Annotated in this window: 17 protein-coding genes; 4 read left to right on the top strand and 13 right to left on the bottom strand. The window is 70.8% G+C overall.

Annotated elements, in window-relative coordinates; all coding sequences use genetic code 11:
• Positions 1–3: 3 nt before the first annotated feature.
• From rplW to rfbB, 9 genes are all read right to left on the bottom strand, one after another.
• Positions 4–321 (bottom strand): 50S ribosomal protein L23, encoded by a 318-nt coding sequence (gene rplW / locus AC067J_RS06140; RefSeq protein ID WP_030300381.1) that lies wholly within the window; start codon positions 319–321, stop codon positions 4–6.
• Positions 321–998 carry a 50S ribosomal protein L4 gene (gene rplD, locus AC067J_RS06135; protein ID WP_478296769.1) on the bottom strand — a complete coding sequence of 226 codons (678 nt, stop codon included), beginning with the start codon at positions 996–998 and terminating at the stop codon, positions 321–323. Before rplD ends, rplW begins: the two co-directional genes overlap by 1 nt.
• Positions 999–1,002: 4 nt before the next feature.
• Positions 1,003–1,650, bottom strand: a complete 648-nt coding sequence (gene rplC, locus AC067J_RS06130; RefSeq protein ID WP_400794020.1) for a 50S ribosomal protein L3 — start codon at positions 1,648–1,650, stop codon at positions 1,003–1,005.
• A 14-nt stretch (positions 1,651–1,664) separates the two neighbouring features.
• Entirely contained in the window at positions 1,665–1,973 is a 309-nt protein-coding gene (gene rpsJ, locus AC067J_RS06125) for a 30S ribosomal protein S10 (protein ID WP_012785157.1), read from the bottom strand.
• Positions 1,974–2,442: 469 nt separating this feature from the next.
• Positions 2,443–4,242, bottom strand: coding sequence for a hypothetical protein (locus tag AC067J_RS06120; protein ID WP_478296768.1), 1,800 nt, complete (start codon positions 4,240–4,242; stop codon positions 2,443–2,445).
• A gap of 126 nt (positions 4,243–4,368) precedes the next feature.
• Positions 4,369–4,764: a DUF2304 family protein gene (locus tag AC067J_RS06115; protein WP_478296767.1), complete on the bottom strand. Its 396-nt coding sequence runs from the start codon at positions 4,762–4,764 to the stop codon at positions 4,369–4,371.
• Positions 4,761–5,450, bottom strand: a complete 690-nt coding sequence (locus AC067J_RS06110) for a glycosyltransferase family 2 protein (protein WP_478296766.1) — start codon at positions 5,448–5,450, stop codon at positions 4,761–4,763. The genes AC067J_RS06115 and AC067J_RS06110 overlap by 4 nt, the downstream gene beginning before the upstream one ends.
• 73 nt (positions 5,451–5,523) lie before the next feature.
• Complete coding sequence (locus AC067J_RS06105; protein ID WP_478296765.1) at positions 5,524–6,909, bottom strand: lipopolysaccharide biosynthesis protein; 1,386 nt, start codon at positions 6,907–6,909, stop codon at positions 5,524–5,526.
• The gene (rfbB, locus tag AC067J_RS06100; protein WP_478296764.1) at positions 6,870–7,847 is read right to left on the bottom strand and encodes a dTDP-glucose 4,6-dehydratase; all 978 of its coding nucleotides are present in this window, start codon (positions 7,845–7,847) and stop codon (positions 6,870–6,872) included. The genes AC067J_RS06105 and rfbB overlap by 40 nt, the downstream gene beginning before the upstream one ends.
• 117 nt (positions 7,848–7,964) lie before the next feature.
• Between rfbB and rfbA the strand changes: the two genes are divergently transcribed.
• The 4 genes from rfbA to AC067J_RS06080 are packed head-to-tail and all read left to right on the top strand — an operon-like array spanning position 7,965 to position 11,387.
• Positions 7,965–8,840: a glucose-1-phosphate thymidylyltransferase RfbA gene (rfbA, locus tag AC067J_RS06095; RefSeq protein ID WP_478296763.1), complete on the top strand. Its 876-nt coding sequence runs from the start codon at positions 7,965–7,967 to the stop codon at positions 8,838–8,840.
• On the top strand, positions 8,837–9,436 hold the full coding sequence (locus tag AC067J_RS06090; protein ID WP_478296762.1) for a dTDP-4-dehydrorhamnose 3,5-epimerase family protein: 600 nt from the start codon (positions 8,837–8,839) through the stop codon (positions 9,434–9,436). Before rfbA ends, AC067J_RS06090 begins: the two co-directional genes overlap by 4 nt.
• A gap of 46 nt (positions 9,437–9,482) precedes the next feature.
• Positions 9,483–10,379: a glycosyltransferase family 2 protein gene (locus AC067J_RS06085; protein ID WP_478296761.1), complete on the top strand. Its 897-nt coding sequence runs from the start codon at positions 9,483–9,485 to the stop codon at positions 10,377–10,379.
• Between the two features lie 42 nt (positions 10,380–10,421).
• Positions 10,422–11,387, top strand: coding sequence for an NAD-dependent epimerase/dehydratase family protein (locus tag AC067J_RS06080; RefSeq protein ID WP_478296760.1), 966 nt, complete (start codon positions 10,422–10,424; stop codon positions 11,385–11,387).
• A 122-nt stretch (positions 11,388–11,509) separates the two neighbouring features.
• Here the strand turns inward: AC067J_RS06080 and AC067J_RS06075 are convergent, their stop codons facing one another.
• The 4 genes from AC067J_RS06075 to AC067J_RS06060 form a co-directional block, all read right to left on the bottom strand.
• A complete protein-coding gene (locus tag AC067J_RS06075) occupies positions 11,510–11,989 on the bottom strand; it encodes a GtrA family protein (protein WP_478296759.1) in 480 nt (159 codons plus the stop codon).
• A gap of 11 nt (positions 11,990–12,000) precedes the next feature.
• Positions 12,001–14,376: a hypothetical protein gene (locus tag AC067J_RS06070; protein WP_478296758.1), complete on the bottom strand. Its 2,376-nt coding sequence runs from the start codon at positions 14,374–14,376 to the stop codon at positions 12,001–12,003.
• 96 nt (positions 14,377–14,472) lie between these two features.
• Positions 14,473–15,486 (bottom strand): glycosyltransferase family 2 protein, encoded by a 1,014-nt coding sequence (locus tag AC067J_RS06065; RefSeq protein WP_478296757.1) that lies wholly within the window; start codon positions 15,484–15,486, stop codon positions 14,473–14,475.
• A gap of 60 nt (positions 15,487–15,546) precedes the next feature.
• Positions 15,547–16,734, bottom strand: a complete 1,188-nt coding sequence (locus AC067J_RS06060; protein WP_478296944.1) for an acyltransferase family protein — start codon at positions 16,732–16,734, stop codon at positions 15,547–15,549.
• Positions 16,735–16,860 lie beyond the last annotated feature (126 nt).

Below are 16,860 nucleotides of genomic sequence, written 5' to 3'. Positions count from 1 at the left end.
CCGTCAGGAGGTCGGACCACCGAAGATGTCGATGCGGTTGCCCTCAGCCAGCGTCACGATGGCGCGCTTGGTGTCCTTGCGCTTGCCGAAACCCGTCTTGGAGCGCTTGCGCTTGCCCTGACGGTTGATCGTGTTGACAGCCTCGACCTTGACCGAGAAGACCGCCTCGACGGCCTGCTTGATCTGGGTCTTGTTGGCGCCCGGCGACACGATGAACGTGTACTTGTTCTCGTCGAGAAGGCTGTAGCTCTTCTCGGAGATAACCGGCTTCACCAGGACGTCACGGGGGTCCGTGAACGTCTTGCTCGTAACGTCGCTCATCAGGCGGCGCTCCCTTCGAGCTCGCCCTCAGCGGCAACGGCCTTGGCGGAAGCGGCCGGACCGGCCACGAAACGCTCGAAGGCGGCCTGGGTGAAGACCACATCGTCGGAGACGAGCACGTCGTAGGTGTTCAGCTGACCGGCGTCCAGGATGTGCACGTTCGGCAGGTTGCGAGCGGACTTGAGGCCCAGCTCGTCCGCGCGCTCGACGACCAGGAGGACGTTCTTGCGCTCGGTGATCTTGCCGAACAGGCTCTTGGCGGCCTTGGTCGACGGCGCCTCGGTCGCGGTCACGTCGGTGATGACGTGGATGCGGTTGTGGCGGGCCCGGTCGGTGAGCGCACCGCGGAGGGCGGCGGCGATCATCTTCTTCGGGGTCCGCTGCGAGTAGTCGCGCGGCACGGGACCGTGCACGACGCCACCGCCGGCGAACTGCGGCGCACGGGTCGAGCCCTGACGGGCGCGGCCGGTGCCCTTCTGGCGGTACGGCTTCTTGCCGCCGCCGCGGACCTCGCCACGAGTCTTGGTCTTGTGGGTGCCCTGACGGGCCGCAGCGAGCTGCGCCACGACGACCTGGTGCATCAGCGGAACGCTGACCTTCGCGTCGAAGATCTCGGCCGGCAGCTCGAGGCTGCCGGTCTTGTCGCCAGCCGGCGACAGGATGTCAATGGTGCTCATTTCCTCACAGCCCCTTCGCCGCGGTGCGGACGAGGACGAGGCCGCCGTTCGGGCCCGGGACGGCGCCCTTGATGAGCAGCAGACCCTTCTCCGCGTCGACCGCGTGAACGGTCAGGTTCTGGGTGGTCACACGCTCGTGACCCATCCGACCGGCCATCCGCAGGCCCTTGAAGACACGACCCGGGGTGGCGCAGCCACCGATGGAACCGGGCGAGCGGTGCTTGCGCTGGGTGCCGTGACCGGCGCCGAGGCCCTTGAAGTTGTGACGCTTCATGACACCGGCGAAGCCCTTGCCCTTGGAGGTGCCGGTCACATCGACCTTGACACCCGCCTCGAACAGCTCGGCGGTGAGCTCCTGGCCCAGGGTGTACTCGGACGCGTCCGAGGTCCGGAGCTCGACCAGGTGGCGGCGCGGGGTGACACCGGCCTTGGCGAAGTGGCCCGCGAGGGGCTTGTTCACCTTGCGGGGGTCGATCTCGCCGAAGCCGATCTGCACGGCGTCGTAGCCGGCCGGGCTGTCGGCGGTGTGGACCTGGGTCACGACATTGGGCCCAGCCTTGACGACGGTCACCGGAACGATCCGGTTGTTCTCGTCCCAGACCTGGGTCATGCCGAGCTTCTCGCCCAGGATGCCCTTAATCTGCTTAGCCATCTTCGGTGCGCCTCTCAGAGCTTGATCTCGATGTCGACGCCCGCCGGCAGGTCGAGACGCATGAGCGAGTCAACCGTCTTCGGCGTGGGGTCGAGGATGTCGATCAGACGCTTGTGAGTACGCATCTCGAAGTGCTCGCGCGAGTCCTTGTACTTGTGCGGCGAGCGGATGACGCAGTACACGTTCTTCTCAGTGGGCAGCGGCACCGGGCCTGCGACCTGCGCACCAGTACGGATCACCGTCTCGACGATCTTCTTCGCCGAGGAGTCGATGACCTCGTGGTCGTAGGCCTTGAGCCGGATGCGGATCTTCTGTCCCGCCATGGCTACTTTGTAGTCCTTTTGTCATAAGTCACTGCGCGGTCGTCCTCCGACCCCCGCGCTCGGGCGTGTCGCGCCCGCGCTTGCAAAAAACCGGCGAGTCTCTCGTCGGTCCCAGCTCTGGTCGGTGGAACCCGTCGGTCCCGTGGACGCCCGGGTCGAGGCCCCGCTCACGCTTCCCGGAAGATTCCCGTACTTTCGCCCCGCAGCTGCCGCGGTGTCGACTTCACACCACTGCATTCACACACTGTCCGTGAACACATGAACGGCCATCACGGGAACGACGAGTACATGGGACTCGCTTCCAGTCCTCCCGGCGGGAGGCGCGCAGCATCGGCACTCAACCGAGCAACTTGGACATACTGCCACACGGAGCAGCGGAAATGCCAATCGGGGCCGGTGAGGCAGACCTCACCGACCCCGATCGGGTGGTTCCCGCGGACGGCGCCCGCCGGGCGCGACGCCGTCGCGCCTACTTCTTCGGCTCTTCCGTCCAGGGCGCCTTGCGCCCGCAGACCGCGTTCCACTCCTCGGTGGCGACGCCCGCGCACCAGATGAACTTCTTGTCGTCCTTGTCCGGCACCCAGTCCTTGATGATGATGTCCGCGCACGTGGAGACCGGCGAGAACCTCGGGCAGCTGCCGTCGGCCTCCTTGATGGTGTGCGCGCGCCAGGCGTCGAGGCCCATCGTCCCGGCCTTCTCGTCCTCCGGCATGTAGCGGTTGACCGACCAGGAGGCGCCCATGGTGCCGAACAGCGCGAGCGCGCAGACCAGCCCGGCGGCCAGCTGGCGCATCATCCGGCCGGAGAGCACGCTCGTGCCGGCCGGGGCGCCGTCGCGCCGGAGCACCCGCTCCAGCCAGCCGCTGCCCCGGTGGAAGGCGGACATCAGGCCGAGCACGGCGAGGATCATCAGGCAGTACAGGATGATCCAGGTGGTCCGCGGGTACAGCGCCACCGTGCCGGTCTGGGCCATGCTCCCGGCGAAGGTGAAGCGCATCAGCCAGGCGCCGGCCAGCACCGCCGCGGCCGTGCGCACCGCGAGGTTGCGCAGCCCCAGCCCGATGCCCAGGCCGACCCCGGCGACCAGCAGGATCGCGAAGCCGCTCTGGCCCGCGAGCTCACCCGTGGCCGGGTAGTTGTGGTAGGTGGTCTGGCCGACCCGGTCGGACATCCAGCCCATGACGTACGTCGGATCGGTGTAGACCATGATGTAGCCGTACCGGTCCGGGACCTCCGCGCCCAGCTTGACCAGCTGGTACAGCAGCGGGGCGCCGATGACGGCGGCGGTCACCACGGTCGTGCCGATGAACACCAGACCCTGGCGGACGGCCTTGCGGCCCCGGCGCCACGGGAAGACGAAGAGCGTCAGCACGGCGATGCCGGGCGCCGACCACAGGTACCAGCCGGAGTACCAGAGGAACAGCACGCCGAAGACGGCGCCGAAGCCGAGCCCGCGCAGCAGCGCCGAGCGCAGCGACAGCTCCCCGGCCCGGCGCACCTCGCGCAGCACCGCGGTCAGCAGCGGGACCAGGATGATCATCACCACGTGGCTGTACGGGCGGATCGGGTCCAGGAAGACCACGGCGGCCGGGATCGCGATCAGCAGGGCCCAGAACGGGCGCAGCAGCAGCCGCCAGGCCAGGTAGCTCATCGGGCCGACCAGGGCGCTGAAGAAGATCTGCAGGTCGTGCAGGGCGAAGCCCTCGCCGCCCACGCCGTTGTAGCGGAGCTTCGCCCAGAGCGCGATCAGCGCGGGGAAGCCGGGCGGGTAGACGCCCGGCAGGCCCTCGTCGTGCAGCATGCCGGTGGCCATGTGGACCAGGACGCTCGGGTCGCCCTCCTGGCCGCCGAGCGGCCAGGGCGTGCCGTTCAGCGCCACCACGACACCGCCGGCCACCACGCCGGTGGAGAGGCCCGCCAGCGCGGCGCAGACCAGCCGCTGGGTCAGCCGGTGGGTGCGCAGGGTGCCCCGGTAGGCGGTGTAGACCAGGACGGCGAGCAGCGGCAGACCGACGATCGCCACGTACTGCTGGATCTTGGCGAGGCCGCTGACCTGGCCGATCCGGTTCAGCGGGTTGACGTCGATCCGGGTGCACAGCAGCGTGAAGCCGAGCGCGGCGACGACACTGACCAGGACCTCGGCCGTGATCTGCGCCCAGCGGCGGCTCAGCAGGCCGGGCTTCGGTGCCCCGGCCTGGGTGCTCGCCTCCGGCGCCTCCCGGTCGGCGTTCTCCGCTCCGCTGACCGTTGCGGCGGCCAGGTTCGTCATGTCAGTCCACTTCCGTCGGGTCCGCTGTGCCTGGCTGGGATCCCTCCGCGCGACGCGGTGGGACTAGGGCTCCTGCGGATCAGGTCGGACGGGGCCGCGGCCCCGGGCTGATCCGCAGGACGCGCCCTAGCGCTCCGAGCCGACCGGGAGGGCGGGCTCGTCGCCCTCGGCGAAGCGCTCGTCGTTCACCCGCTGGCCGTCGTTGACGGCCACGGTGCGCGCCAGGTCGGTGAGCTTCTTCTCCAGCGAGCGGAAGCGCATGAAGGTGTTCAGGGTCATGAAGGCCATCGCCACGACCAGCAGGTAGAGCACCAGGTCGGTGCCGCGGCCGACGCCCAGCTTGTTGGCGACCCAGGTCACGTCCTCCGGCCGCAGGACCGCGTACACGTTGGCGACGACGAAGGCGAAGAACGCCATCCGCTTCCAGGCGCGGGTGTGAGCGGCGTCCCAGCGGCGGACGAAGGCGAGCACGAGCACACCAGTGCCGACCATGAGCAGCAACTGGATCCAGATGTACTTCACTTGCGGCCACGCTCCCTGAGCGAGATGTCGAAGAGGATGTTGACGCCGTTGATCAACGACTGGCCCTTGGAGCGGGAGTACTCGGTGTAGAGGATGTCCACCGGTACCTCGATGACCCGCAGGTCCGAGGAGGCCAGCATGGCCACGATCTCGGAGGCGTGAGCCATTCCGTTCATCGTGATGCGGAACTTGGACGCGGCGGCGCGGTTGATCACCCGCAGTCCGTTGTGGGAGTCCGTGAGGTTGAGCTTGCGCGCGGTGGGGCTGATCGTGGCGGCGGTCCGCAGGACCACCCGCTTGATCCACGGCACCTCGCCGGTCTGCTCGATGAACCGGGAGCCGAGGACCACGTCGGCCTCGCCGGCCCGGAGCAGGGCGACCATCTTCTCGACGTCGTGCGTCTGGTGCTGGCCGTCCGCGTCGAAGGTCGCGAAGTACTTGGCGCCCGGCTGCTTGAGCGCGTACTTGAGTCCGGTCTGCAGGGCCGCGCCCTGGCCCAGGTTGACCGGGTGCTGCACCAGGTGCGCACCGGTGGTCATGATCGTCTCGGCCGAGTCGTCGGTGGAGCCGTCGTCGACGACCACGATGTTCGGGAAGGTCTTCCGAGCGTTCTCGATCACGTCGGCGATGACGGTTCCCTCGTTGTAGGCGGGAATCACCAGCCACACATCGTCATAGTCGGACATCAAAGCTCCATGCCGCGTCGTGCGGCCGCGGGTCGGCGGCGGAATCTGGTGGAAGGGACCTGCGCTCGGCTGGTCATACCGAGTCCACGAGTGAGGGGCGGGCGGACTCGGCAGCGCCGGCCGGAGAAGTCGGCGGCTTCCGCAGGAAGGTCAGCCAGACCGCGGCGAACATGCATGCAACAGCGGCCAGCGAACCAACAGTGTAGGCGAGGCAGACCCGGGTCGCGATCGGCCCGGGTACCAGAGTGGTCACGATCAGTGCAACAACACCCAACGCCCAGCCGAGCAGTTGGAGTCGGTGCCGGTGCAGGACCAGCAGCGCCTGCCCGAGCACCATGGCGAGCATGTAACAGAGCGTGCCCGCCGACATCCAGAGGAAGTCGAGCGAGCCGAGCACGTCGTCGGCCTTGAAGAGGACCTGGATCAGCCACGGGCCGAGGATGGTGGCGGGGATGCCACCGGCCACGCCCAGCACGGTGACGACCGCGCAGGTGCGGACCAGCAGCTTGGAGAACCCGGCCCGGTCGCCGGCCGCGGCCGTGCTCGACAGGCCGGCCAGCAGCGAGGCCTGCAGCGAACCGAAGACGAACAGCGGCACCCGGGCGAGGACCACGGCGTTCAGCAGACCGGCCACCAGCGCGGCGTCGTCCGGGGCGAGCAGCTGGGTGGAGACCACCGCGGCGTTGACCACCACCTGCGAGAGCAGGGTGGAGGCGACCAGCGGGGCGAGGCCCGCCGTGAGGCTGCCCCAGCCGGCCGCGGGCCCGGCCTGCACGCCGGCGAGCAGCGGCCGTGCCGTCGCCACCACGGCCACCAGCGGCGCGACGGTGAGGACCAGGGCGAACGCCAGCGGCGAACGGACGCCGGCCAGCGCGCAGCCGCCCGCCAGCGCGATGCGCAGGGCGCCGTCCACCGCCAGCTGGGCGCCGTACGCGCCGAAGCGGTTGAGGCCGGCCAGCACGCCGCGGCTGACGTTGCTCGCCGCCATCGCGGCGAACGCGACGCCCAGCGCCATCACCATGTCGGTGCGGCCGTCGAAGAAGGTGCGGGCCAGCGGCCGGGCCGCGACCCCCATCCCGACCGCCATCACGGCGAGCATCCCGACGGTGATCAGCAGGATCCGGCGGACGACCGGCGCCGCGCCCTGGCCGCCGACCGCGCGGGCGGCGACGATCCGGGTGAGCTCCTGCTCGACCGGGAAGAACAGCCCCAGGCCGACGGACATGAGGATCGTCCAGAGCAGCGAGACCGACGCCATCTCCGGCTTGCCGAGGCTGTAGCCGGCCGCCATCAGGTGCACGTAGGAGGCGGCTCCGAGCAGCACCGTCCCCCCGATCACCAGCTGGGTGCCCGGGGGGAGAGCGCTGACGACCTTGGCCAGCGGGGAACGGCGCGCCGGCGCCGTACTGCCCTCGTCGTTCACGACTGCTGCGCGGCCCTCACCTTGAGCGGCTCCCACCAGGCGCGGTTCTCGCGGTACCAGGCGATGGTCGAGGCGAGGCCCTCCTCGAAGGTGACCTGCGGCTCGTAGCCCAGCTCCTCGCGGATCTTGCTGATGTCGAGCGAGTAGCGCAGGTCGTGACCCTTGCGGTCCTCGACCCGGTCGACCATGTCCCAGCCCTGGCCGGCGGCCTCCAGCAGCAGGCCGGTGAGCTCCTTGTTGGTGAGCTCGACGCCGCCGCCGATGTTGTAGACCTCGCCGGCCCGGCCCTTGCGCAGCGCCAGGTCGATGCCGCGGCAGTGGTCCGAGACGTGCAGCCAGTCGCGGATGTTGCCGCCGTCGCCGTACAGCGGGACGCGCTTGCCGTCGATCAGGTTGGTGGTGAAGAGCGGGATGACCTTCTCGGGGAACTGGTACGGCCCGTAGTTGTTGGAGCAGCGGGTGACCACCACGTCCATGCCGTGGGTGCGGTGGTAGGCGAGCGCCAGGAGGTCCGAGCCGGCCTTCGAGGACGAGTACGGGGAGTTCGGCGCGAGCGGCCACTCCTCGGTCCAGGAGCCCTCGGTGATCGAGCCGTAGACCTCGTCGGTGGACACGTGCACGAAGCGGCCGACGCCGTGCTTGCGGGCGGCGTCCAGCAGCACCTGGGTGCCGACGACGTTGGTCATCACGAACGGGCCCGCGCCGGCGATCGAGCGGTCGACGTGCGACTCCGCGGCGAAGTGGACGACCGCGTCGTGGCCGGGCATGGCCTGGTCGACGGCGTCGATGTCGCAGATGTCGCCGCGGACGAAGGTGTAGCCGGGGTGGCCGGCGACCGGCGCGAGGTTCTCCTCGACGCCCGAGTAGGTCAGCTTGTCGAAGACGGTGACGCGGGCTGCGGGATCCGCCGACAGCAGCGCGCGGACGAACTGGGAACCGATGAATCCGGCGCCGCCGGTGACGAGGATACGCATAGTGCGGCTGAGTATAGTGCGCGCGGGAGAGCCCCTCCTCCGGGGTCCGCGGGGTACTGCGTGGGCGTCCGAAGCCTGGTTGCCGCCGGGGTCGGCAGGCCACGTAAGGTGTGCGCCATGCGCGGCATTCTTCTTGCGGGCGGCACCGGTTCCCGCCTCTGGCCCCTCACCCGGGCAGTCTCGAAGCAGCTCCTCCCGGTCTTCGACAAGCCGATGATCTACTACCCGCTCTCCACGCTGATCATGGCGGGGATCCGCGAGATCCTGATCATCACCACTCCCCAGGACCGCGAGCAGTTCGAGCGGCTGCTCGGCGACGGCTCCCAGCTCGGCCTCGAGCTCCAGTACGCCGTCCAGGAGCGCCCGGAGGGCATCGCCCAGGCCTTCGTGCTCGGCGCCGACTTCATCGGCGACGAGCCGGTCGCGCTGATCCTCGGCGACAACATCTTCCACGGCAGCGGCCTCGGCACCCGGCTCGCGCAGCGCACCGACCCCAAGGGCGGCATGGTCTTCGCCTACCCGGTCGCCGACCCGACCGCGTACGGCGTCGTCGAGTTCGACGAGTCCGGCCAGGTCATCTCCATCGAGGAGAAGCCGGAGCGGCCGAAGTCCCGCTACGCGGTGCCCGGTCTGTACTTCTACGACAACCGCGTGGTGGAGATCGCCCGCTCGATCACCCCGAGCGCCCGCGGCGAGCTGGAGATCACCGCCGTCAACGACGCCTACCTGCAGCAGGGCGAGCTCCAGGTGACCGTGCTGGACCGCGGTACCGCCTGGCTGGACACCGGGACCTTCGTGTCGATGGTCCAGGCCTCGGAGTTCGTCCGGGTCATCGAGGAGCGCCAGGGCTTCAAGATCGGCTGCGTCGAGGAGGCCGCCTGGCGGGCCGGCTTCCTCTCCGCCGAGGAGCTGCGCGAGCTGGCGCAGCCGCTGCTCAAGAGCGGCTACGGCCAGTACCTGGTGAACCTGCTGGACGAGGAGAACGGCCGATGAAGTTCCGCGAGCTGTCGATCGAGGGCGCCTGGGAGATCACCCCCGAGCAGCACGGCGACCCGCGCGGCCTCTTCATGGAGTGGTACCGCTTCGACCGGCTGGCGGAGGTCGTCGGCCACCCCCTGCGGATGGCCCAGGCCAACCTCTCGGTCTCCGCCAAGGACGTCGTCCGCGGCATCCACTTCGCCGACGTCGCCCCCGGCCAGGCCAAGTACGTCAGCTGCGTGCGCGGCGCGGTGCTGGACGTGATCGTGGACATCCGGGTCGGCTCGCCGACCTTCGGCCGCTGGGAGTTCGTCCGGCTGGACGACGTGGGCCGCCGCTCCGTCTACATCTCCGAGGGCCTCGGCCACGGCTTCTGCGCGCTGACCGACGACGCCACGCTCTCCTACGTCTGCTCCGAGACGTACAACCCGACCGGTGAGCACGCCGTGCACCCGCTCGACCCGGACCTCGCGATCGACTGGCCGGCCGGCGTCCCGCAGCTGTCCGCCCGGGACGACGCCGCCCCGTCGCTGGCCGAGGCGATCGCGACCGGCCTGCTGCCGGACTACGAGGAGTGCCTGCGCTACCGGCGCTCGCTCAGCGGCCAGTAGCCTTTCGCCGTCCCCTCCAGCCCGGAAGACATCAGGTGTGCCGACCATGACAACTCTTGACATCATGCTGCCCTACTACGGCAACGTCGCCCTGATGCAGGCGGCCGTCCGCAGCGTCCTGGCCCAGAGCGACCCGAACTGGCGGCTCACCGTGGTGGACGACGGCAAGGAGCCGGACGTCCCCGGCTGGTTCGCCGAACTCGGCGACGAGCGCGTCTCCTACCAGCGCAACGAGCAGAACCTCGGGGTCACCGGCAACTACCGCAAGTGCCTCGGCCTGGTGCGCGAGCAGCACTTCGTCATGATGGGCACCGACGACATCATGCTGCCGGAGTACGTGGCGACGATCCGGGCCGTCGTCAAGGACAACCCGGACGTCGGCATGGTGCAGCCGGGCGTCCAGGTCATCGACGGCGAGGGGGCGCCGACCGAGGGCCTGGTCGACCAGGCCAAGAAGCGGATCTACGCCCCCAAGGTGCAGGGCCGCAGGCTGATGGGCGGCGAGGAGCTGGCCGTCAGCCTGCTGCGCGGCAACTGGCTGTTCTTCCCCTCCATCTGCTGGCGCACCGAGGCCGTCCGGGCCGCCGGCTTCCGGGACAACCTGGAGGTCACCCAGGACCTCGCGCTGGTCATCGACCTGCTCCAGGCCGGCGAGCAGATGATGATCACCGACAAGGTCTGCTTCCAGTACCGCCGGCACGCGGTCAGCATCTCCTCGGCGCAGGCGTTCACCGGCGTCCGCTTCGAGGAGGCCAACCGCTTCTTCCGGGACGTCGCCGACCGGCTGGACGCGCACGGCTGGTCCAAGGCGGCCAAGGCCTCCCGGCTGCACCTGTCCTCCCGGATCCACGCGCTCACCATGGTGCCGGGCGCGGTCAAGAGCCGGCACAGCGAGGGCACCAGGACGCTGCTGCGGCACGTCGCCGGCAACGACCGCTACTGAACCACCCGCCTTCCCGTACCCGACCTACCGGAACCAGAGGCCATGGCCGCAAGCAGCTCCACCCCCGCCCGGGTCGCCGTCCTCGGCGGCACCGGCTTCATCGGGCGCCGCATCCTCGCCACCCTGGCGGAGCGGGGCCACCACCTGCTCACCATCGCCCGCAAGGAGCCGGCCGACGCGCTGCCCGGCGACTTCGCGCGGCTGGACCTCACCCTCGACCCGCCCGCCGAGCTGGCGGCCCTGCTCGCCGAGCACCGGATCGACGTGGTGGTCAACGCGGCCGGCGGGATGTGGGGCCTGACCGACGAGCAGATGGTCGGCGCCAACGTCGGCATGGTCACCGGGCTGCTGGAAGCGCTGCGCACGATGGCCGCTCCCCCGCGCCTGGTCCACCTCGGCACGGTGCACGAGTACGGGCTCTGCCCGATCGGCGTCAGCCTCGCCGAGGACTCCGAGCCGCACCCGTCGATGGTCTACGGGCAGCTGAAGCTCCGGGCCACCGAGCTGATCGCGAAGGCCGTCCGCGAGGACGGGCTGGACGCCGTGGTGCTGCGGCTCGGCAACGTGGTCGGCGCCGGCCAGCCCTCGCACAGCCTGCTCGGGGTGATGGCCGGCAAGCTGGCCGCCGCCCGCGCGGCCGGCGCCGGGGCCGAGCTCGCGCTCCAGCCGCTCACGGCCCAGCGCGACTTCGTCGACCTGCAGGACACCGTCGACGCCATCGTCGACGCCCTCCCGACCGACGCGCAGGCCCCGGCGGTGCTCAACGTCGGCCTCGGCCGGGCCAGTTCCGCCCGCGAGCTGGTGGAGCTGCTGATCGAGGTCAGCGGCGTGCCGACGACGATCACCGAGGTCCCGGCGCCGGAGGGCACCGGACCGGAGACCGAGTGGCAGCAGCTGGACGTCACCGCGATCGAGCGCTCCCTCGGCTGGACCCCGCGACGCAGCCTGCGCGAGGCCGTCCGCACCCTCTGGGAGGACGAGGTGCGGCGCACCCCCGCCCTCGGCTGACCCCCGTACCGACGGCGAACGCCCCCGGTCCGCTTCGGCGGGCCGGGGGCGTTCGCTCTCGCCACGGGCGGGCGTGTCCACGGGCGTGTCCCGAGGGGTGTCCCGAGGGGGTGCCCCGGAGGTCACCTCTTCTTGAACACCCAGACCTTCATCAGCAGGAACCGGAGCACCGTGGCCATGCCGTTGGCGACGATCAGGCCGCCGACCTCGACCGTCTTGGAGGCGTCGGGGGCGACCGCGTCGAGCAGCGCCAGCACACCCGCGCTCAGGCCCAGCCCGATGACGAAGGCGACGGCCCCCTGGAGCTGGTGCCGCAGCGCCCCCTCGGAGCCGGTGATGCCGAAGGTGAACCGGCGGTTGGCGGCGGTGTTCGCGACGGCGCTGACCGCGAGCGCGATCAGGTTGGCCGCCTGGGCGTCCACGTAGCGGCGGCCCACCACGTAGAGCAGCAGGTAGAACAGCGTGCTCAGGACCCCGATGACCAGGAAGGACGGGATCTGGCGCTTGGCGGTCGTGGTCGCACCCCCGCCGCCGGTCGCGTTCTCCGGCGCCACGGCGGGCTCGGCGGTCGGAGGCACGTCGGCTCCCTTGGTCTCATTCATCGATCGGCACCTCAGGACGGTCGGGACAGTTCGAGGACGGCCACCCGGCCGTTGTCGTACACGGTGGTGGCGAGCCCGCCCAGCCGGGCGAGGTCGACCCCGGCCTTGCGGTCGGCCACCAGGTACCGGACGCCGTGCTGGTCACGGAGCCGGCCGACGTTCTCGGCGCTCGGCCGGTGGAAGGCGTCGTCGTTGAGCTGGAGCAGCGCCGGGTCCCAGAACGCGCCGTTGCCCGCCGCCATGACCCTCGGCGAGTACGCCCAGCCCTCGACCAGCACCGAGCGCTCCGAGTAGCCGCTGAGCCAGAAGGAGAGCGCGTTGCCGCAGCCCCGCTTGGGGTCGGCGTAGTCGTCGTCCGGCCGGCAGTGGGTGTTGGTGGCCAGCACGTCGTCCGGGTCGCTGTGCGCGCGGACCCAGCGCGCGGCCTCGACCTGGCTGGCCGGCAGCGGCCAGGCGCTCTCCCAGACGTGGTCGCGGGTCTGCAGGCCGTCCAGCAGCAGGGTGGGCCCGCCGGCCACCAGCACGCCGGTGAGCAGGACGAGCCCGCCGCGCCTGCGCAGCCCCGGCACCGCCCGGCGGCCGAGCGCCCACCAGAGCAGGCCCGCCACCAGGGCGATGCCCGCCAGGGCCGCGCCGGCGGCGACGGCGGGCAGCAGCGGGGTGTAGGTGTGCCACTGGGTGAGGTCGCCGGTCCGGCGGAGCACGGCCTCGGCCCAGTCGGTCGAGTGCTGGTGGACGCCCCAGGTGAGCAGGCCGACGAAGGCGGCCGTGCCGACTGCCAGCGCCGCCTTGGCCCGCGGGGAGAGCCGGGCGCGGTCGAAGCTCTCGCAGTAGCCCCAGGCCGAGAGCAGGATGCCGAACGGCAGCCCGGCCAGGGTGAAGTAGCTGGCGTTGAAGCCGTTGACCACCAGGTAGAGCGCCGGGCCGGCCAGCGCGCCGCCGAGCAGGAACCACTGCACCGGCTGGAGGGCGAGTCGGCGGCGCCAGAGCAGCGGCAGCATGCCGGCCACCCGCAGCTGGTGGTTGAGCAGGAACGCCACGACGGTCACCAGCACCGCGCCGGCCTGGACCGGGGCCGAGCGCAGGCCCTGCGGGTCCGCCCAGTACCCCTTGATGTTGCCGAGCGGGACGACCTCCAGGCCGTAGCTCTCGAACCGGAAGATCACCGCGGTGGTGAAGACCTGTGCGGCGCCGAGGACCGCGCCGAGGCCGACGATGTTCCACGGGATCCGCCGCTCGACCAGCAGCACCATCGCCCCGGCGAAGGCCAGTCCGGCCAGGGTGACCGGCAGCGAGCTGGCCTTGGCGGCGCTCGACGCCAGCGCGAAGAGCGCGGCCAGCACGAAGGCGCCGCGGCCGAACGACGGCACCGCCCCGGCCTCGTCGTCGCCGCGCAGCCGGTCCCCCACCGCGCCGATCAGCGCCAGCAGCAGCGGCAGGCTGTAGGTCAGCGAGAGGCTGGCCCAGGACATCAGCGGCACCGACAGCGCGCCGAACGCCCAGCTGTTCACGTCCGCCGGGTAGTTGACCGTGAACTCGCCGATCGCGAAGACCAGCAGGGCGGCCACCGGGCCGGTCCAGGGCCGGGCGGTGAGCCGCCAGGCGACGACCGCGGCGACGACCATGGCGAGCGCCGAGAGCGCCGGCACCATGAGCCGCATCTGCACCACCGGCAGGTCGATGTCGCCGACCAGGCTGGTCATCGCCATGTGGGCGAAGGTGAACCAGTGGTAGTTCAGCGGCTCGCCGGCGGCCTGCGGGAAGGTCAGCGGCACGTGCTCCTTGGCGTTCCCGGCCAGCGAGAGCAGGTACGGCAGGTCGATGTACTGCCGGGTGGTCTCGGTGTCGGGGACGATCGGGTTGGTCCGCAGCGCCACCACGTACAGGTAGACGCTGGTGAAGGCGACCGTCCCGGCGACCGCCCACGACCAGCCGGTCGACGCGGTGCGGTAGCCGGTGGGCCGCCAGTGCCGGCGCAGGGCCGGGACGGCCGCGAACGGCACCACCACCGCGAGCGGCCAGGCCGGGGCCAGCGACTGCAGGCCGAGCGAGACCAGGACCGCCCAGGCCACCAGCTCCAGCACCAGGCCGACCACGGCCCCGAGGGCGAGGTCCTCCACCAGGGTGTGCGGGCGCCGGCGGAGCGCGCGGAAGACCAGCGTGCCCGGCAGGACGACGGCCCAGACCACGTAGCCGGTGTACCGGGCGATGTCGAGCGGCGCGGTGTCGGCCAGCAGCAGGACGGCGACCAGCAGCGCGTACGCCGCGGCCGCGGGCAGGAACCGCGTCACCGCGGACGGGAGCCGACCGGTCCCCCCGGGGCCTCCGCCGTCCACGCCGTCCGCGGCCCGGACCGGGGCGGGGGCGGTGCTGTCAGTGGTACCCATCGCTCTTCTCTTCCTGCGGCCGACCGACGGCCGTCGGCGGGATGCTGCTCCCGGTGCGTCCCGCGGCGGCAGTCCGCCACCGCGGGACGGGCGGGGTCACGCCACGTACTGGGAGACCTTCGGGGACCGCGCACGGTCGGCCTCGGCCGAGTCGTAGCCGATGAAGTAGGCCGGGCGGGACTGTGCGGCCGAGTAGATCCGGCCCACGTACTCGCCCAGCAGACCGATGCAGACCAGCTGCACCGCACCGAGGAACAGCATGCCGATGAAGAGCGACGACCAGCCGGGGACGGTCTCGCCGAGCGCGTACTCGACCGTGGTGTAGATGCCGAGGCCGAAGCAGAGCACGAAGCTCAGCAGGCCCAGCCAGGTGGCCAGCCGCAGCGGGGAGGCGGAGAAGTTGGTGATGCTGTCGATCGCCAGCCGCACCATCTTGGAGAGCGGGTAGTGGGTGCTGCCCGCGACCCGCTCCTCCCGGACGTAGACGACCTCGCCGCTCGGGAAGCCGAGCCACGGCACCAGCAGCCGGTAGACCGGCTGGTGCTCGGGCAGCGACTTGAGCGCGTCGACGGCGGCACGGCTGAGCAGGCGGTAGTCGCCGGCCTGGTTCGGCATCTTCTTGCCGACCAGCTTGCGCATCAGCCAGTAGTAGGCCCCGGCCGTGCGGCGCTTGAAGAAGGTGTCGGTGCCGCGGTCGCCGCGGACGCCGTAGACGACGTCCAGGTTCTGCTCCCGGGCCAGCGCGAGCATCTCCGGGATCTTCTCCGGCGGGTCCTGCAGGTCGGCGTCGATGCTGACCACGTAGTCGCCGAAGGCGCGGTGGATGCCGGCGGTGAGCGCCGCCTGGTGCCCGGAGTTGCGGGCGAAGCGGACGATCCGGAACTCCGGCCAGTCCTGGCGGACCTTCTGCATGATCGCCGCGGTGGCGTCGGTGCTGCCGTCGTCGATGCCGACGACCTCGTAGCTGACGCGCAGCCCGTCCAGGATCGGCCGGAGGCGCGCCACCGTCAGCGGGAGGGCTTCCTGCTCGTTGTAGATCGGGATGACCACCGACAGCAGCGGAGGTGCGTCGTCCCCGGACCAGGCCGGCGGCACTACTGCATTGTCCATCGTTGTTCGCCTATTCCATGAAGATCTGTGCGGTCGGCCGGGCGCCGGCTGGGGGGCCGGTCAGCTCCGGGTGCGCTCGGTCTCGTCGGAGACCTGGCGCAGGGTGAGCATCGAGCGGTCCAGGCCCTTCTTCAGGGCGCCGGAGAGCGGCCGCTCGACCAAGCGGTGGATCAGCCACGCCACGGCCAGGACGATCACGAGCGCGACGGCCAGCGCACCTCGGACACCGAGCCCCTTGGTCTGGGCGAAGTGGATGATCGTCCAGCCGATCTCCTGGTGGATCAGGTAGACGGGATAGGTGAGCGCACCGGCGACGGTGAGCCACTTCCAGGATGCCCAATTGAACCAGCCCAGGGCCGCCGCGAGCACCAGTGCGAACGCCAGCGTCATCACGGCCGCGATCACGTTCCAGGAGAGCGGGTAGCCGAGGACGGTCTCGTACAGGACCTTGATCGAGGTGATCCGGGAGAGGGCCAGTATCCAGCTGAAGCCGACGATGCCCCAGAGCAGCAGGTTCTGTCCGAAGCGGTACATCAGGAACATCGCGATGCCCCCGATGAAGAAGGGCGCCTGGTCGGGCATCGCCATGGCGGTCAGCAGCGGGATCTGCGCCGGGACGGAGAGCGCGCCGGCCACCGCCCAGATCCCGCAGAACGCCACCACCCGGCGGTAGGTCAGGCCCTTGACCACCACGATGGAGAAGAGCAGGTAGAACTTCATCTCCGCCCACAGCGTCCAGTACACCCCGTCGACGTGGTGGATGCCGAAGGGCTCCTGGAGCATCGTGAGGTTGGCCAGCACGCGCTTGGCGTCCAGCGCGTCACCGGCCCCGGTCCGGGCGTACTCGGTCATCGTCAGCAGGACGACCGTGGTGAGCGCGATGCCGGCCCAGTAGGCGGGGTAGAGCCGGATCACCCGCGACACGAAGAAGTCGCCCGGTCGCTTGCCCCAGCAGCTCATGCAGATCACGAAGCCGCTGATGACGAAGAACAGCTCGACGCCGAGCCAGCCGTAGGAGGCGAAGTGGTTGAGCGCGGGCAGCACGTCGCGGGGGGTCCTGCCCGGCTGCCACACCCCGTCGATCAGGACGTAGGCCGTCCAGTGGAACGAGACCACCGTCAGCGCGGCGATCAGGCGCATCCCGTCGAGCGCGTAGAGCCGGGGCCGGCGCGCCCGTGCGGCACTCCGGCCGCCGGCCGGAGCTGGAGACGCGGCACCACCGTGCCCGGGGCGCGACGGCTGCGTCAGGGCAGGGGCATCAGTCATGCGGGAGGCGCTTTCGCGAGTGGGGGCTCGGCCCGGACCGGTCCCCGCGCGTGGCGCGAGGACGACAGGGCGCACAGTCTAGCCGGGGCCGATGAGGGCCGAGCCCGT

It is taken from the genome of Kitasatospora sp. NPDC042419 (assembly GCF_056437345.1).
Note: the sequence above shows the minus strand (reverse complement) of the source record. Positions and strands in the feature narration are given on the sequence as shown.

Bases quoted from the DNA above. Each gene is read 5' to 3' on its own strand.
- rplW (WP_030300381.1), bottom strand. From the start codon at position 321: ATGAGCGACGTTACGAGCAAGACGTTCACGGACCCCCGTGACGTCCTG.
- AC067J_RS06070 (WP_478296758.1), bottom strand. From the start codon at position 14,376: ATGGGTACCACTGACAGCACCGCCCCCGCCCCGGTCCGGGCCGCGGAC.
- AC067J_RS06120 (WP_478296768.1), bottom strand. From the start codon at position 4,242: ATGACGAACCTGGCCGCCGCAACGGTCAGCGGAGCGGAGAACGCCGAC.
- AC067J_RS06065 (WP_478296757.1), bottom strand. From the start codon at position 15,486: ATGGACAATGCAGTAGTGCCGCCGGCCTGGTCCGGGGACGACGCACCT.
- rplD (WP_478296769.1), bottom strand. From the start codon at position 998: ATGAGCACCATTGACATCCTGTCGCCGGCTGGCGACAAGACCGGCAGC.
- AC067J_RS06075 (WP_478296759.1), bottom strand. From the start codon at position 11,989: ATGAATGAGACCAAGGGAGCCGACGTGCCTCCGACCGCCGAGCCCGCC.
- AC067J_RS06080 (WP_478296760.1), top strand. From the start codon at position 10,422: ATGGCCGCAAGCAGCTCCACCCCCGCCCGGGTCGCCGTCCTCGGCGGC.
- rplC (WP_400794020.1), bottom strand. From the start codon at position 1,650: ATGGCTAAGCAGATTAAGGGCATCCTGGGCGAGAAGCTCGGCATGACC.
- AC067J_RS06085 (WP_478296761.1), top strand. From the start codon at position 9,483: ATGACAACTCTTGACATCATGCTGCCCTACTACGGCAACGTCGCCCTG.
- AC067J_RS06090 (WP_478296762.1), top strand. From the start codon at position 8,837: ATGAAGTTCCGCGAGCTGTCGATCGAGGGCGCCTGGGAGATCACCCCC.
- rfbA (WP_478296763.1), top strand. From the start codon at position 7,965: ATGCGCGGCATTCTTCTTGCGGGCGGCACCGGTTCCCGCCTCTGGCCC.
- AC067J_RS06110 (WP_478296766.1), bottom strand. From the start codon at position 5,450: ATGTCCGACTATGACGATGTGTGGCTGGTGATTCCCGCCTACAACGAG.
- rfbB (WP_478296764.1), bottom strand. From the start codon at position 7,847: ATGCGTATCCTCGTCACCGGCGGCGCCGGATTCATCGGTTCCCAGTTC.
- rpsJ (WP_012785157.1), bottom strand. From the start codon at position 1,973: ATGGCGGGACAGAAGATCCGCATCCGGCTCAAGGCCTACGACCACGAG.